The following is a 16,322-nucleotide window of genomic DNA, read 5'->3' as shown; positions in this document are numbered from 1 at the left end:
CTTGAAATGGAGTATGATAAATGAGCAAAAAGCTTCAGTCTAAAGACGCCCTATATTTGGGTTCCATGCTTTTCGGTATGTTATTTGGGGCAGGGAACCTTATTTTCCCAGTTCACCTAGGACAAGAAAGTGGGGCTCAGGTAGGGCCAGCTGTGGTCGGACTCTTGATTTCAGCCATCGGCTTGCCTTTCCTGACCATTCTCGCTATGGGGATGTCTAAGAGTAAGAGTGTAACCGAGCTAGCCAGTCGTGTCGGTAAAAAGTTCAGTGTGATTTTTACGGTCCTGCTCTATCTGGTAATTGGTCCTTTATTTGCGGTGCCACGCTTGGCAAGTACATCTTATACTATTGGGGTAGCCCCCTTTATCGAGTCGAGTCACCAGGGACAGGGTCTTCTAATTTATTCCCTCATCTTCTTCCTGGTAGCGGGCTTTCTATCCTTGAATCCAGGTAAGATTCTAGATTATATTGGCAAAATTCTTAACCCTGCCTTTTTACTGGTTTTAGGGCTACTCTTGACTCTGACAGTCCTCAATCCAATGGGGCAAGCTGGGCAAATGATGGCCCAGGGGCGCTATGCTCAACAAGCAATGGCGACAGGCTTTCTGGAGGGGTATCAGACCCTGGATGTGCTAGCGGCCTTGGCTTTTGGGATTGTCATGATTCAAGCTATGAATCGTTTAGGGATTCAGGAGCCGGGCGAACTGGCTAGCGGCATGGTCAAATCCGGAGCCATTAGTATCCTCTTAATGGGCCTAATTTATGGGCTCTTGGCCTATGCTGGGGCGACTTCCTTGGGGCACTTCTCCTTGAGTGCTAATGGTGGGATTGCACTAGCTCAGATTGCTAATCACTATCTCGGTTCAGCAGGTAGTATCCTCTTGGCCTTAATTGTTATTCTGGCCTGCCTTAAGACAGGGGTAGGGCTTCTGACCGCTTTTTCGGAGGCAATGGTGGACCTATTCCCTAGTCTGGATTACAAGCATTACTTACTAGCGGTTAGCCTCTTGGCTACTCTTATCGCTAATGCCGGTTTGACTCAGATTATTGCTTGGGCCGTTCCGGTGCTCATGTTTCTCTATCCTCTGGCGATTGTCCTAGTCATGGTCACCTTACTGTGCCGAGGTCGGGCAATCGACAGCCTTTACTACCAATGGGCTATGGCACTGACAGGGATAGTGGCGCTAATCGATGGCATTCAAGCCATGCCAGAGCTAGCTTGGGTACTACCACTGAAAGCATTAGCTTCCACATTCGCTACTTATTTGCCCCTGAGTGGCCAGAGTCTAGGTTGGATTGTACCTAGCTTCTTGGGTTTGGCTATTGCACACTGGCAAGTGAGACGGAAAGTATCATAAAAAAATAAGTGAAAGAGCTTGGGCAAGCCCCAAGCTCTTTTTCTATATAAAAAAGAGGGCAGGAACCCTAGTTCCTACCCAAATCCGTTAGTGCCGTTTGGTCATATAGATGTTTTGAACCCGCAATCTAAGCAGGTGGGCACCTAACGCCTAACCGCTGACTACCAAGTGAAAAGGCCTGTCATAAGTCAGCCGAGTTGGTTCCCTATATCTAAAGAAAAATGTTCGGTCAACACAGTGTATATGTCACGTACACCACAGATTTTCTATACTTTTATTATAGCACGACTTGCTAAATTTGCAAGTAAGCGCTCTTATTTTTTGAGGATTTCTTTAACTTTTTGGTAGTAGTGAGCTAAGGCTTCTTCATACTTACCGCTAGGGTCTGCTTGGAAGAACTGGTGATGAGCTAACTCCTTAGGCAAATATTCTTGAGCTACGATATGACCTGGATAATCGTGGGGGTAGCGGTAGTCAAGTCCTCGGCCCAACTTGTCAGCGCCTTGATAGTGGCTGTCCCGCAAATGGTCTGGGACAGGGGCGACTTGTCCTTGGTCAATCGCAGCCATAGCAGACTTGATAGCACGATAGCTAGTATTGGATTTTGGACTCAAGGCTAGGTCGATGACTGCAAAACCTAAGGGAATACTGGCTTCTGGCAGACCTAGCTTTTCAGCGGCTTGAATGGCCGCAACCGTTCTTTGTGTGGCAGCTGGGTGGCCTAGACCAATATCCTCATAGGCAATCACTAGCAGGCGACGGCAGGCAACCGTCAGCTCACCGGCAGTCAGTAATATGGCTAGGTAATAAAGGGCAGCGTCGACATCACTGCCGCGGATGGATTTTTGTAGGGCGGAGATGACGTCGTAGTGGGCGTCACCATTCTTGTCGTGTTGAAGGCGGCGACGTCGCAAGCAATCACTGGCCACTGCCATGTCGATGATAATTTGCCCATTTTGGTCCGGTTCAGTTGAGAGGACTGCCAGCTCTAAGGCGTTAAGGCTGGTCCGAATATCACCGCCCGAAACTTGGGCAAAATGTTCCAGAACGCCATCCTGGACTTGTACGGGGTACTTACCGAGCCCACGTTCTTGATCGGCTAAGGCCCGAGTCAAACCAAGGCAAACCTGCTCAGGACTGAGGGGCTTGAGTTCAAAAATTTGCACCCGACTTCTAATGGCGGGGTTGATGGCGATATAGGGGTTCTCGGTAGTCGCCCCAATCAGAATAATCCGACCACTCTCCAGATGTGGTAGTAGGAAATCCTGTTTGGTGGTGTTTAATCGGTGAATTTCGTCCAAGAGTAAGATAAGGGTGCCAGAAAATTTGGCTTCTTCTACTACTTGTTCCAGTTCTTTCTTACCATCGGTGGCCGCATTCAGGGTTCGGAAGGCATAACGAGTCGAACCTGCAATAGCGCTGGCAATGGAAGTTTTGCCGATACCGGGCGGTCCGTAGAGAATCATGGAAGTCAGGCGCTTGGCTTGCACCATGCGCTGGATAATCTTACCAGGGCCAACAAGGTGCTCCTGGCCAAGAATATCTTCCAGTTGACGAGGGCGCATGCGATAGGCGAGTGGTTGAAGCATGGGATGCCTCCTTTCAATCAATTATCTGCCTATTCATCATACCGCAAAAGGCCTGAGGAGACAAATCTTCTGACTAAACTTATGGATAGGCGAAAGGCTAGGAGTGTGCTATAATAAGAAGGAAAGTCTAGTCTGAGAGGAGGAGGCCAAGGTGGCTATTTATCTTGATTATGCAGCGACAACACCTGTTCGTCCGGAAGTTGTCGAAACGATCACAAGCTCCTTATCCCAACTTTATGGGAATCCCTCTAGCACTTATCAATTGGGCAAGTCTGCCAAGTATGCTCTCAATCAGGCTCGCGAGGCCATTGCCAAAGATTTGGACCTAGCCTCAGCTTCTAGCCTCTACTTCACGTCAGGGGCAACGGAAGCCAATAACTGGGCTATCTGGTCTCAGGCTCAAAGTGCTCTAGCAGTTGGTAAAGCTCGCCACTTGGTGGCTTTGGCTGTAGAACATCCTTCAGTGGATTTAGAGCTCAAGCGATTAGAGGAAGAAGGCTGGGTTATTTCCTGGATTCAACCCCAAGATGGGGGCAGTGACCAAGACCTGATTGACCAATTTCTAGCGGCTAGTCAGGAAGATACCAGTGGCTGGGTAGCCATGGCGGTCAACAATGAAGTAGGTGCCATTTACCCCATTCCTGGATTGGCACAAGAAGCTCGTCAGCGCGGTTATTTTTTCCATGTTGACTTGGTTCAAGGGATTACCAAACTGCCTTGGCAACTAGACCAGATAGCCACTTCTTGGAGCCTATCGGGCCATAAGTTGGGTGGGCCTAAGGGGGTTGGCTTACTCTACTTCCAAGCATGGCAAGATCAACCAGGGCTGCAACCTTACTTGATAGGTGGCGGGCAAGAAGCTGGTATGCGAGCTGGAACTGAGAATCTAGCCTATATTCAGGGCTTGGCTCAAGCTATCCATCTATCTCTAGCAGAAGCGGAGCAGCGACAAGCGCATTTGGCAAAATTGGAAGCTTACTTCTTGGAGGAGCTAACTCGAGCAGGAATTGATTATCAAGTCAACCGTCCTCAGGCTCATCATTTGCCAGGCTTCCTTAATCTCTGGCTCAAAGGCCTCAAGGCTAGTCAGGTCTTAATCCATTTGGATTTGGCTCAAATCTATGTTTCGGCTGGCTCAGCCTGTTCGGCAGGTAGTCTAGAACCTAGTCGTGTCCTTAAGGGTTACTATCCTGACCAGGAAGACCGGCAGCGTGAAAGTATTCGTCTGACTATGGGTTTGGACGTGACGCAAGCAGACTTAGACCAAGTGGTCAAACAACTTGGCCTCTTAAAAGCAAGACAACAAAAGTAAACAAGAAAGGCGATGAATTATGGCATTCACCAAACAAGCAACCTTAAAAGGTTTTAACCGTACCTTCGAAATCAACCCAGCCTGCAAACCTTATACTTTGCGGGACAATGGCTTTACCGAGTCAACTGGCGGTAACTTCCAATACAAACGTCCTCTAGATAGCCACCACCGTGATGGTTTGGTGCTCAAGGTCTTGGTGAACAAGGACTTGAAGACCCTCAAAATCTCAACCGTCAATAACAAGGGTTTAACTGCTGTTGATGTAACCAAGTTAGCTCATAATGAAATGGTTGTGGAGAAGATTAACTTTATCTTTGACGGCTTTGTTGAGCGTAACGTTTTAACTGAAGTCTAGCCTAAGTGGGGAGAACGAGAGAGTGCTTTCGTTCTCTTCTTCTGTTATCAATTAAGCACACATGTCAGGATGCTCTGCCTTCCACGGAGTTATCCATAGAGAGAAAGAAAGGAAAAGAACAATGTCAACAAATGGAAAACGTGTCGTTTTGGGTATGAGTGGGGGCGTAGATTCTTCTGTTGCTGCCTTGCTGCTCAAGGAGCAGGGCTATGAAGTCATCGGCCTCTTCATGAAAAACTGGGATGATACTGACGAAAATGGCCACTGTACAGCGACTGAAGACTACCAAGACGTAGTCAAAGTCGCGGAGAAAATTGGAATTCCCTATTATTCTGTTAACTTCGAGAAAGAATATTGGGATCGGGTCTTTGAATATTTCTTACGCGAATATCGGGCGGGGCGTACGCCTAACCCGGATGTAATGTGTAACAAGGAAGTTAAGTTTAAGGCCTTCTTGGATTATGCTATGGAATTAGGGGCAGACTATATTGCCATGGGGCACTATGCTCGTTCGGAGCGAGATGAAAATGGGGTAGTCCACCTCTTGCGTGGCCTAGATAATAATAAGGACCAAACCTACTTCCTTAGTCAACTCTCCCAAGCCCAACTCCAGAAAGCCCTCTTCCCGTTGGGTCATTTGCAGAAGTATGAAGTTCGTGCCTTAGCAGAAGAGGCAGGCTTGGCGACTGCCACGAAGAAGGATTCAACCGGTGTCTGCTTCATTGGAGAACGGAATTTCAATGAATTTCTTTCCAACTACCTACCCAATAAACCGGGTAAAATGGTGACCCTAGATGGTCAGGTCAAGGGCGATCACATGGGGCTTATGTACTATACCATTGGCCAACGCCAAGGCTTAGGGATTGGTGGCGGTGGCACTAGCAATGAACCTTGGTTTGTCATTGGTAAGGATCAGACGACGCAAACTCTCTATGTAGGTCAGGGCTTCCATCATCCAAATCTCTATTCAGACTATCTGACGGCCAGTGAAGTGTCCTTTACAGCGCCTAATTTGTCGGATATGCCAGAAGAATTCCGATGCACGGCTAAGTTCCGCTACCGTCAACAAGATATTGGAGTGACGGTTAAACTTAGCCAAGATAAGACTCAGGCGACTGTTATTTTTGATGAACCAGTCCGGGCCATTACACCGGGGCAGGCAGTAGTCTTCTATGATGGCCAAGAGTGTCTAGGTGGCGGGCTGATTGACGCGGCCTACAAAGAGGGGGTGCAACGTCAGTATGTCTAAGGCACAACTTCGTTGGACTGAAACGGTTCCGACTGTCCAAGACTATCTTGATTTGCGGGTTGCCACAGGCTTGGGGGCTAACCCCCCTCAAGAAGTGGCTGAACGTGCGCTAGCTAATTCCCTCTATATGATTTGTGCCTACCAGGGTCAGCGGCTGGTTTGTTTTGCCCGGATTGCTGGGGACGGCGCCTTATCTTATATCGTCAATTCGGTCATGGTGGCACCTGAATTCCAAGGTCAAGGTCTGGGTAAGGCCCTGATGCAAGCTGTCTCGGATTGGCTCATAGCGAATGCGGATGCGTCTGCTTATGTCTGCTTGATGGCTAAGGAACCAGCCGACCGACTCTATCAGCAGTTTGGTTTTCAAGCTATTCCAGGTAATATTGGGATGCGCTGGTTGAAGCTCTAAGTCTCATTAGCTAGAGTTAAGAAAGGAGGCCGCTTATGGCTGAGCAAATACATTTGATTGGCGAAGTTGAATCGGTCTTTTTCGAAAACCCACAGAACCTTTATAAGGTGTTGCGGGTGAAGGTGCTCGAGTCGGACAGCGACCTAATAAGCGAGGACTATGTTACTTGTACGGGTCAATTTGCAGCCTTGCATTTAGATACAGCCTATGAATTTTTTGGCCAAGTAACTGTCCATCCGCGTTATGGCGAGCAATTTGCGGTTAGTCGCTACCAACAAGTAGCGCCAACCTCTGAGGCTGGCCTAGTAGAATTTCTTTCTAGTGCCCGCTTCACTGGGATTGGTAAGACCCTGGCCCAAAGAATCGTGGATCAGCTAGGGCTGGAAGCCATTGATTTAATCTTACAGGATCCTGACTGCCTCAAATCGGTCAAAGGCTTAACACCAGATAAACGCCAAGTGCTAGCCGAAACTCTGCGCCAACACCAGGGAACTGAACGTATCTTCTTGCAGTTAACAGAGTGGGGTTTTGGGCCTAAGTTGGCGGATAAAATTTATCAGACCTTTAAGGGTCAAACGCTGGCCACGATTGAGAACAATCCTTACGCCTTGGTAGCCAAGGTAGAAGGGGTTGGCTTCAATAAGGCCGATGCCCTGGCTGAACAACTTGGTATTGAGGCTGACGCTGTCACACGTTTGGTGGCAGGTCTCTATACGGCCGTATCTGAAGTTTGCTTGCGGTCAGGAGACACCTATGTCCAGCGACCACGTTTGTTGGCGCTTGCTACCAAGATTTTAGAACGTAGTCGCTCTTATCTGATTGAGGAAGATCGACTAGCAGAAGCCTTGGACTTGGCTATCTTGGAAGGGACGCTCTATTCCTTGGACCAAGGCATTATGTTGCCAAGTCTCTATCACGCGGAAATGGGAATCGTCCGACGTATCAGCGACTTCTTCCAGTATGAAGAAGTTGAGACTTTCAGCAAGACAGAAATTGAAGACAAGCTGGATCAAGTAGCCCGCGAGACGGGAATCGACTACGATGAGACGCAACGCCAGGCCATGATCCTTGCCATGCAATCACCACTTTCCGTGATTACAGGTGGCCCAGGGACGGGGAAGACGACCTTGATACGTGGAATTTTGACACTCCACCGGCTCTTGCATGGCTATCATCAGGGCGATGTGACCAATCCTTATCAGACTGGCCCCGTCTTGTTAGCCGCCCCAACAGGTCGAGCAGCCAAGCGTATGCAGGAAATGACGGATATACCGGCTTCCACCATCCACCGGCTGATTGGTTTCAATCGTGAGACCACAGTGGATGGCTTTGATCCGACGCCACTGGAAGGTCAGCTATTGGTAGTGGATGAAATGTCCATGGTGGATACCTGGTTGATGAATTGGCTCTGGATGGCCATTGGCTACCGAATTCAAGTCATTCTGGTAGGGGATAAGCATCAATTGCCTTCGGTCGGGCCAGGTAAAGTCTTTTCAGACTTGATTGAGTCTGGGGTAATTCCCACCATCAGTCTGACTAAAATCTATCGCCAAGCCCAAGATAGTTCCATCATTCAACTTGCCCATCAGATTCGTCAGGGGCGTCTACCGCAGAACCTAATGGAGAGACAGCCTGACCGTTCCTTTATTCCATGTAAAACCCAGCAGGTAGCCCAAGTGGTGGAACAGGTGGTAGGCCACGCCTTGACTAGGGGATTTGATGCCAATACCCTGCAGGTTTTGGCGCCAATGTATAAGGGGCCTGCTGGTATTACCGCCCTCAACCAACTCTTGCAAGGACTCTTCAATCCGCCTAGCCGCAAGAAACCTCAACTAGAGTATTTTGACCAAATTTTTCGTCTGGGAGATAAGGTGCTTCAGTTGGTCAACAATGCAGAGGAAGGCGTCTATAATGGGGACATCGGGAAAATCGTCGGTGTCTTCTCAGCGCAGGCGTCTAACAGCGGGAGTGAAGAGCTCGTGGTGGCCTTTGATGATAAGGAACTGACCTATCGACGGTCAGATTTTGACCAGTTGACTCTGGCCTACTGCTGTTCGGTCCACAAATCCCAGGGGAGTGAGTATCCGCTAGTTATACTGCCTCTGGTCGATGCCTACTATCGCATGTTGCGCCAGGACTTGCTTTATACAGCGGTCACCCGAGCACAGGCAAGTTTGGTTTTGGTGGGGGACCCGGACGCTTATGTCCAAGCGGTTAGTCAGAATCGTGATCCACGCCGTACCAACCTGAAGGACCTGCTAAAAATTAAATTAGCTGGGCTGACGCAGGGAGAGAAGGTAGAGCAAGAGCTATCGTCAGGAGAGAGCCAAGTTTTAGGCCTAGATGCTGAAAAAGTTGAAGTTAGTGCAACAGATCAAGCCTCGCCTCAAGCTAGTCCTGCGACAAGTGTTTCGGTTGCGGTTCAATCAAGAGACTTGGCACCTAAGCAGCAAGAGTCCTTCCGCTTAAGTCAGGATTTGATCGACCAAATTGATCCCATGATTGGCATGGAGGGAATCAGCCCTTACGACTTTGAGAGTCAGACTTGCTAAAGTCCTTTATTCTTAGCGAATAAGGGGCTTTTTTCATGCTTTGAGTTTGTGAAATAAACGCTACCAAGTGCAAAATAATTGTCTATTCTACTGAGCATGATATAATCTAGATATACTATATCCGAGGAGGAATGACCATGTCATTTACATTACCAGCCTTGCCATACGCCTATGATGCGCTTGAACCAGCTTTTGACGCGCGCACCATGGAAATTCACCACACCAAGCACCACCAAACCTATGTTAACAACTTGAATGCAGCCTTAGAAGGTCACGCAGACTTGGCAGCTAAGTCTATCGAAGACTTAGTCGCTAACCTTAAGGACCTACCTGAAAGCATTCAAACAGCTGTCCGTAACAATGGTGGGGGTCACTTCAACCATAGCTTCTTCTGGGAAAGCCTACAAGCACCAAGTGCAGAAGCAGCTATTCCTGCTGGCCTCAAGTCTCGCTTGGAAGCGGACTTTGGTTCTGTTGAAGCCTTCAAAGAAGCCTTTGCTAAGGCAGCAGCGACTCGCTTTGGTTCTGGTTGGGCTTGGCTCGTAGACCGTGACGGTCACTTAGAAGTCCTGTCTACCGCTAACCAAGACACACCATTAGAATTGGGGCTTAAGCCACTCTTAGGTTTAGATGTATGGGAACATGCTTACTACCTCCACTATCAAAACCGTCGTCCAGACTATATCCAAGCCTTCTTCTCAGTAGTCAACTGGGATAAGATAGCATCACGTTTGGGCTAATATTCGACTAGCGCATAGACAAGCTGAGACTTAGGTCTCAGCTTTTTTGTGTTTAAAGTGAAAGTAGCGAAAAGTATGTCTAAGCAGCTAGCAAACAAGTTGAAGGTAGTTTTAATATGATACATTTGTAGGTCAGTCAAACTCTTTAGCACATTCCAACCTAAAATGTTTGCTTTTCAAACATTTTAGGTTTATAATAAACATCTAAGGAGAAAGGAGTGCCCCATGAATAAGCAAGAACGTATGTTGGAAATTGTTCGTTTAGTCAATCTATCTGGGACAGTAATGGTCAATGATTTGATTGAAATCTTACAGGTATCAGATATGACAATTCGTAGAGACTTAGCTAGTCTAGAGCAAGAAGGTCAATTAACTCGGATTCATGGAGGCGCCAAAAGTAATAGCCGACTGTCTTTTAATGAACTGTCTCATGAAGAGAAACATCATCAAAATATGCAGGCCAAGCGCTTAGTAGCTCAGAAAGCTCTGCAACTTATTGAAGAAGGGGATAGTATTTTCTTAGGCCCTGGGACCTCTGTTGAAGTCTTAGCGGAGGAGATACACTGTCGGCGCCTACAAGTAGTAACCAATTGTTTGCCTATCTTCCATCTGCTATTTAAAAAACGGACGGATACCTTTAAAGTGATTTTATTAGGCGGGGAGATGCGTGAACGAACCCAGGCCTTTGTTGGTGAGATGACCAATCATATGCTAGGAGAAATATACTTTAATAAGATGTTTTTCAGCGGCAATGGTGTAAAAAATGGTCGTGTACTGACTTCGGACTTCAATGAAGCACAAACACAACGTTTAGCGCTTGGACGTTCTAATGCCACTTATTTATTGATAGATGATTCCAAGTTGGGTAGGGAGGATTTTACTTCTATCTGTAATTTAAATAGTTTAACGAGTGTCATCACGGACTTGGATTCTGATAAGGTTCAGCAAGAAATCAAACCTTATACATCCGTTATTGTTTGATCAAATCTTTAGGTAGTCTCTGGCTACCTCTTTTTTTGCATAAAAATGTTTGAAACGAACAAAATATGTGTTGACATCAAACTCGAACAGGTGTATATTATGTTTGTAGAGAACAATATCTGATCTCGACAAGGTTTGCAAACAAGAATTCGCTAGAGTGTAAAGGAGTAGATGAGAGATGGCAGTTGTACTAGGTGCTGACTTAGCTGGCACTGAGTTAAAAGATGTGGTAAAAGACTATCTAGTCGCTCAATCATTTGAGGTAATCGATGTTAGTCAAGAAGGACAAGACTTCGTTGATGTGACTTTAGCAGTGGTTGCAGAGGTCAACAAAGCAGAGGATAACTTAGGTATTGTGATAGATGCTTACGGCGCAGGTCCATTCATGGTTGCCACTAAGGTCAAGGGAATGATTGCCGCCCAAGTATCGGATGAACGATCAGCCTACATGACACGTGGTCATAATAATTCACGGATTATCACGATGGGTGCAGAAATTGTAGGGCCTGAAGTGGCTAAGAACATTGCAAAGGGATTTGTTAACGGTCATTATGATGGTGGTCGTCATCAGATTCGCGTAGACATGCTTAATAAGATGTGCTAGAGAGGAGTATGGAACATGAAAATTGCGATTGGTTGCGATCACATCGTCACTGATATTAAGATAGCTGTCTCAGACTATCTTAAGTCTAAGGGTCATGAGGTTTTAGACTTTGGGACTTACGACTTCACTCGGACACACTACCCTATCTACGGAAAACGGGTAGGTGAGGCAGTAGTCAGTGGTCAAGCAGATTTAGGCGTCTGCATTTGCGGGACAGGTGTGGGGATTAATAACGCTGTTAATAAAGTTCCGGGTGTACGGAGTGCTTTGGTGCGGGACATGACAACAGCCTTATATGCCAAGGAAGAACTCAATGCAAATGTCATTGGTTTTGGGGGCAAGATTATTGGTGAGTTATTGATGTGTGACATCATTGATGCCTTTATCGCGGCAGAGTATCATGAAACACCAGAAAATAAGAAACTCATCGCCAAGATAGCAGCAGTTGAGTCAGCCAATAAAGATTATGCTGACCCTGATTTCTTCAAGGAATTCTTAGAAAAATGGGATCGCGGCGAATACCACGATTAATCTTAGTTAAGTAAAACAGACATAAAGAAAGGTGGATTTCAATGGTATTATCTGCAAATAAACAAGCTTTTATGGAGAAGTTAAGTGACCAAGAAGGCATTATTTCAGCCTTAGCTTTTGACCAACGTGGGGCTTTAAAACGCCTTATGGCCAAATATCAGGAAGCTGAGCCTAGTGTTGAGCAGCTAGAAGAATTAAAAGTCCTAGTTGCCCAAGAGCTAACACCTTATGCTTCTTCTATGCTCTTAGATCCTGAGTATGGGCTAAAGGCTATTCCATTCTTGGCTAGTGGCACAGGCTTATTATTAGCTTATGAGAAGACAGGCTATGATACAACCTCAACCAAACGCCTCCCTGATTGCCTAGTTGACTGGTCAGCTAAGCGACTCAAGGAAGAGGGAGCAGATGCAGTCAAATTCTTACTCTACTACGATGTGGATGGGGACCCTGAAGTTAATCGCCAAAAGCAAGCTTATATCGAACGTATTGGCTCCGAGTGTCTAGGTGAAGATATTCCTTTCTTCTTAGAAATTCTTGCCTATGATGAAAAAATCACAGATGCTCAAAGCCCTGAATACGCTAAAGTGAAACCTCGCAAGGTCATTGAAGCAATGAAGGTATTTTCTGATGAACGCTTCGCCATTGATGTTTTAAAGGTTGAAGTGCCAGTCAACATGGCTTATGTTGAAGGATTTGGTGACGGTCCAGTGCTATATTCCAAAGAAGAAGCAGCAGGTTATTTCTTGGAACAAGATCAAGCAACCAACTTACCTTATATCTTCCTCAGTGCCGGTGTCTCAGCGCAACTCTTTGTCGAAACTTTACGTTTTGCTAAAGCTTCAGGTTCTCGGTTTAACGGTGTTCTCTGTGGCCGAGCTACTTGGGCAGGCAGTGTTCAACCTTATATTGAAAATGGACCTGAAGCGGCTCGTGAGTGGCTAAGAAAAGAGGGTCATCGTAATATTGTTGAGCTTAATGAGGTGCTTAAAGAGACAGCCACCTCTTGGAAAAATCGCTAAATATATCTAAAGTTTGCTTGCCTCAAACTATTGGGGCAAGTGAACAAAGATAAACATAATTTGTCCGTTTATTGCAAACCCTTACAATTAGTGTTACCATTAAAGAAAATATAGGATGTCTTTAGGAGGTATTATAATGAACAGAGAAGAAATTACCATGTTGGGTTTCGAAATTGTCGCATACGCTGGCGATGCACGTTCGAAATTGCTAGAGTCCCTAAATGCTGCACGGAGTGGAGATTTTGCCCGTGCTGAAAGCCTTATTGAAGAAGCCAATGAGTGTATTGTTGAGGCCCACCATGCCCAGACTAGCCTACTGGCCAAGGAAGCTGCTGGTGAAGATCTGGCCTTTAGTGTTACCCTCATGCATGGTCAAGACCACCTCATGACAACTCTGTTGTTGAAGGATATGATGCAACATATGCTAGAGCTCTATAAGAGAGGAGTATAATCGAATGAATGCGATTATTAACCAAATAGAAAAATGTAAACCCTTTTTTACTAAGTTATCACGCAACATTTATCTCCGCGCCATCCGTGATGGTTTCATAGCTGGGATGCCAGTTATCTTGTTCTCCAGTATTTTTATCTTAATTGCCTATGTACCGAATGCTTTTGGTTTCTTTTGGCCAAAAGAGATTGAAGATTTCTTAATGAAGCCTTATAACTTCTCCATGGGGATTTTGGCGATGCTAGTAGCCGGAACGACTGCCAAATCATTAACGGATTCCGTCAACCGTGACATGGAACGAACCAACCAAATTAACTATATGTCGACCCTATTAGCATCGATTGTTGGTTTACTCATGTTAGCAGCTGACCCGATCGAAAAAGGGTTTAGGACCGGCTTTTTAGGAACGAAGGGTTTGCTAGCGGCTTTCCTTGCTGCCTTTGTAACAGTAGCCATCTATAAGGTCTGTGTGAAAAACAATGTTACCATTCGAATGCCTGAAGAGGTGCCACCTAACATTTCTCAAGTCTTCAAAGACGTGATTCCATTTACCTTATCTGTGGTTACCCTCTATGCATTAGATATTGTAGTGCGCCATTTTACTGGAATGAACGTTGCTGAGTCAATTGGTGCTTTATTCGCTCCACTATTTTCAGCAGCAGAGGGTTATGTTGGGATTACCATCATCTTTGGTGCCTACGCCTTCTTCTGGTTTGTTGGGATTCACGGCCCATCTATCGTTGAACCTGCTATTGCTGCCATTCTCTACGCTAATATCGATACTAACCTACAGTTGATGCAAGCAGGGCAGCATGCCGATAAAATCTTGACTTCTGGGACACAGATGTTCATCGTGACCTTCGGGGGAACCGGGGCAACTTTCATCGTGCCATTTATGTTCATGTGGCTCTGTAAGTCTAAACGCAACCGTGCTATTGGACGCGCTTCTGTGGTGCCAACCTTCTTTGGGGTTAATGAACCAATCTTATTTGGTGCTCCATTGGTCTTGAACCCTGTCTTCTTTGTTCCATTTATCTTAGCTCCAATCGTCAACGTATGGCTCTTCAAATTCTTCGTGGATACTTTAGGCATGAACAGTTTCTCTGCTACCTTGCCATGGACTACGCCAGGGCCTCTAGGTATTGTGCTTGGTACCAACCTACAAGTCTTAGCCTTCGTCTTAGCCTTTGTCTTGATTGTGGTGGACGGCCTTATCTACTACCCATTCCTCAAGGTCTATGATGAGCAGATTCTGGCCGAAGAAGCATCCGGTCAATCTGCTAATGACGATCTCAAGAGCAAAGTAGCTGCTAACTTTAATACAGCGAAGGCAGATGCTATTCTTGAAAAAGCTGGCGTTGATGCTAAGTCTGAAGCAACTATTACGGAACAAACCAATGTCTTGGTTCTCTGTGCCGGCGGTGGGACAAGTGGTCTTCTAGCCAATGCTTTGACCAAGGCAGCCAAAGAATATGGTGTACCTGTAACGGCGGCTGCTGGTAGCTATGGCGCTCACCGTGAGATCTTACCTGAGTACCAATTAGTTATCTTAGCACCTCAAGTAGCTTCTAACTATGAAGACATGAAAGCCGAAACAGATCGTCTTGGCATTAAGTTAGCTAAGACGGAAGGGGCACAATATATTAAATTAACGCGTGATGGGCAAGGAGCTCTAGATTTCGTAAAACAACAGTTTGAATCCTAGGAGGCGTTCTCTATGACCAAGACATTACCCAAAGACTTTATTTTCGGAGGAGCCACTGCCGCCTATCAGGCGGAGGGGGCTACCCATACTGATGGCAAGGGGCCAGTAGCATGGGATAAATACTTAGCAGACAATTATTGGTATACAGCTGAACCGGCAAGTGACTTCTACCATCAATACCCAGTTGACTTGAAATTGGCTGAGGAGTTTGGTGTCAATGGTATCAGAATTTCAATCGCCTGGTCACGTATTTTTCCAGAAGGTTATGGGAAGGTAAATCAAAAAGGGGTCGATTTCTATCATCGCCTCTTCCAAGAGTGCCATAAACGACACGTTGAGCCTTTTGTAACTCTGCATCACTTTGATACCCCAGAAGCATTACACTCAAAAGGGGACTTCCTTAACCGAGAGACCATTCAGCACTTTGTTGATTATGCGGCATTTTGCTTTAAGGAATTCTCAGAGGTTCGTTATTGGACAACCTTTAATGAGATTGGGCCAATCGGTGATGGTCAGTACTTGGTGGGTAAATTCCCTCCGGGTATTCAATATGACTTCGAGAAAGTCTTCCAATCACATCACAATATGATGGTGGCTCACGCCAAGGCAGTTAGCCTCTACAAGCAGTTAGGCTACCCCGGTGAGATTGGTGTGGTACACGCCTTGCCAACGAAGTATCCTTATAATCCTGAAAATCCTGGGGATGTTCGAGCTGCTGAGCTTGAGGATATAATCCATAATAAATTTATCTTGGATGCTACATACTTAGGGCATTATTCGGAAGCAACTATGAATGGCGTTCACCACATTCTAGCCGTCAATGGTGGTCAGTTGGATCTCAGGGAAGAAGATTTCGACTGCCTTAAGGCAGCAAAAGATCTCAACGATTTCCTGGGCATTAACTATTACATGAGTGACTGGATGCGTGAATTTGAGGGAGAAACTGAGATTACTCACAACTCTAAGGGCGATAAAGGCGGCTCTAAATACCAAATTAAGGGTGTCGGTCGTCGTGAGTTTGATGTCGATGTTCCGCGTACCGATTGGGATTGGATGATTTATCCAAAGGGCCTCTACGATCAAATTATGCGAGTTGTAAAAGACTATCCTAACTATAAGAAAATCTATATTACCGAGAATGGTTTAGGCTATAAAGATGAATTCGTGGATGAGACGGTCTATGATGATGCGCGTATTGACTATGTCAAACAGCATCTGTCAGTCTTAGCTGATGCCATTCAAGACGGGGCCAATGTCAAGGGCTACTTCATTTGGTCTTTAATGGATGTGTTCTCCTGGTCTAATGGTTATGAGAAACGCTATGGCCTATTCTATGTAGATTTCGAAACGCAGAAACGCTATCCTAAGAAGAGTGCTTATTGGTATCGCGACCTGGCACAGACTTTAGAAATTAAATAGAGAATTGAAGTAATTCTTGTTGAGCACGTACCAGACATTTCATGGATG

At 46.1% G+C, this 16,322-nt stretch carries 15 protein-coding genes and 1 other RNA gene; 14 read left to right on the top strand and 2 right to left on the bottom strand.

Annotated elements, in window-relative coordinates; all coding sequences use genetic code 11:
- Nucleotides 1-20: 20 nt before the first annotated feature.
- Complete coding sequence (brnQ, locus tag V7R82_RS06390) at nt 21-1,358, top strand: branched-chain amino acid transport system II carrier protein (protein WP_311467475.1); 1,338 nt, start codon at nt 21-23, stop codon at nt 1,356-1,358.
- 77 nt (nt 1,359-1,435) lie between these two features.
- On the opposite strand, the gene ssrS is transcribed toward brnQ, so the two are convergent.
- Nucleotides 1,436-1,625: non-coding RNA, 6S RNA (gene ssrS, locus V7R82_RS06385), on the bottom strand.
- Between the two features lie 47 nt (nt 1,626-1,672).
- Entirely contained in the window at nt 1,673-2,947 is a 1,275-nt protein-coding gene (locus V7R82_RS06380; RefSeq protein WP_303886765.1) for a replication-associated recombination protein A, read from the bottom strand.
- Nucleotides 2,948-3,098: 151 nt separating this feature from the next.
- Here V7R82_RS06380 and V7R82_RS06375 point away from each other — a divergent pair, with 151 nt between their 5' ends.
- The 13 genes from V7R82_RS06375 (at nt 3,099) to lacG (ending at nt 16,274) form a co-directional block, all read left to right on the top strand.
- A complete protein-coding gene (locus V7R82_RS06375) occupies nt 3,099-4,259 on the top strand; it encodes a cysteine desulfurase family protein (protein ID WP_311467478.1) in 1,161 nt (386 codons plus the stop codon).
- A gap of 19 nt (nt 4,260-4,278) precedes the next feature.
- Entirely contained in the window at nt 4,279-4,614 is a 336-nt protein-coding gene (locus tag V7R82_RS06370; RefSeq protein WP_023390931.1) for a hypothetical protein, read from the top strand.
- Nucleotides 4,615-4,735: 121 nt separating this feature from the next.
- Nucleotides 4,736-5,863, top strand: a complete 1,128-nt coding sequence (gene mnmA / locus V7R82_RS06365) for a tRNA 2-thiouridine(34) synthase MnmA (protein WP_338542005.1) — start codon at nt 4,736-4,738, stop codon at nt 5,861-5,863.
- Nucleotides 5,856-6,272, top strand: coding sequence for a GNAT family N-acetyltransferase (locus V7R82_RS06360; protein WP_311467482.1), 417 nt, complete (start codon nt 5,856-5,858; stop codon nt 6,270-6,272). Before mnmA ends, V7R82_RS06360 begins: the two co-directional genes overlap by 8 nt.
- A 35-nt stretch (nt 6,273-6,307) precedes the next feature.
- Nucleotides 6,308-8,824, top strand: a complete 2,517-nt coding sequence (locus V7R82_RS06355; protein ID WP_338542004.1) for an ATP-dependent RecD-like DNA helicase — start codon at nt 6,308-6,310, stop codon at nt 8,822-8,824.
- 137 nt (nt 8,825-8,961) lie between these two features.
- Nucleotides 8,962-9,564: a superoxide dismutase gene (locus V7R82_RS06350; protein WP_311467485.1), complete on the top strand. Its 603-nt coding sequence runs from the start codon at nt 8,962-8,964 to the stop codon at nt 9,562-9,564.
- A gap of 225 nt (nt 9,565-9,789) precedes the next feature.
- Entirely contained in the window at nt 9,790-10,545 is a 756-nt protein-coding gene (locus tag V7R82_RS06345) for a DeoR/GlpR family DNA-binding transcription regulator (protein ID WP_303885795.1), read from the top strand.
- 178 nt (nt 10,546-10,723) lie between these two features.
- Nucleotides 10,724-11,149, top strand: coding sequence for a galactose-6-phosphate isomerase subunit LacA (gene lacA, locus V7R82_RS06340; protein WP_303885796.1), 426 nt, complete (start codon nt 10,724-10,726; stop codon nt 11,147-11,149).
- Between the two features lie 15 nt (nt 11,150-11,164).
- Nucleotides 11,165-11,680 (top strand): galactose-6-phosphate isomerase subunit LacB, encoded by a 516-nt coding sequence (gene lacB / locus V7R82_RS06335; protein WP_306486011.1) that lies wholly within the window; start codon nt 11,165-11,167, stop codon nt 11,678-11,680.
- A 41-nt stretch (nt 11,681-11,721) separates the two neighbouring features.
- On the top strand, nt 11,722-12,699 hold the full coding sequence (gene lacD / locus V7R82_RS06330) for a tagatose-bisphosphate aldolase (RefSeq protein ID WP_338541997.1): 978 nt from the start codon (nt 11,722-11,724) through the stop codon (nt 12,697-12,699).
- Between the two features lie 136 nt (nt 12,700-12,835).
- The gene (locus tag V7R82_RS06325) at nt 12,836-13,150 is read left to right on the top strand and encodes a PTS lactose/cellobiose transporter subunit IIA (RefSeq protein WP_291430521.1); all 315 of its coding nucleotides are present in this window, start codon (nt 12,836-12,838) and stop codon (nt 13,148-13,150) included.
- A 4-nt stretch (nt 13,151-13,154) separates the two neighbouring features.
- The gene (locus V7R82_RS06320; protein ID WP_338541996.1) at nt 13,155-14,855 is read left to right on the top strand and encodes a lactose-specific PTS transporter subunit EIIC; all 1,701 of its coding nucleotides are present in this window, start codon (nt 13,155-13,157) and stop codon (nt 14,853-14,855) included.
- A gap of 12 nt (nt 14,856-14,867) precedes the next feature.
- Nucleotides 14,868-16,274, top strand: a complete 1,407-nt coding sequence (gene lacG / locus V7R82_RS06315; protein WP_338541994.1) for a 6-phospho-beta-galactosidase — start codon at nt 14,868-14,870, stop codon at nt 16,272-16,274.
- Nucleotides 16,275-16,322: the final 48 nt, after the last annotated feature.

The sequence above is a fragment of the Abiotrophia defectiva ATCC 49176 genome, from assembly GCF_037041345.1.
Classification (GTDB): Bacteria; Bacillota; Bacilli; order Lactobacillales; family Aerococcaceae; genus Abiotrophia.
Note: the sequence above shows the minus strand (reverse complement) of the source record. Positions and strands in the feature narration are given on the sequence as shown.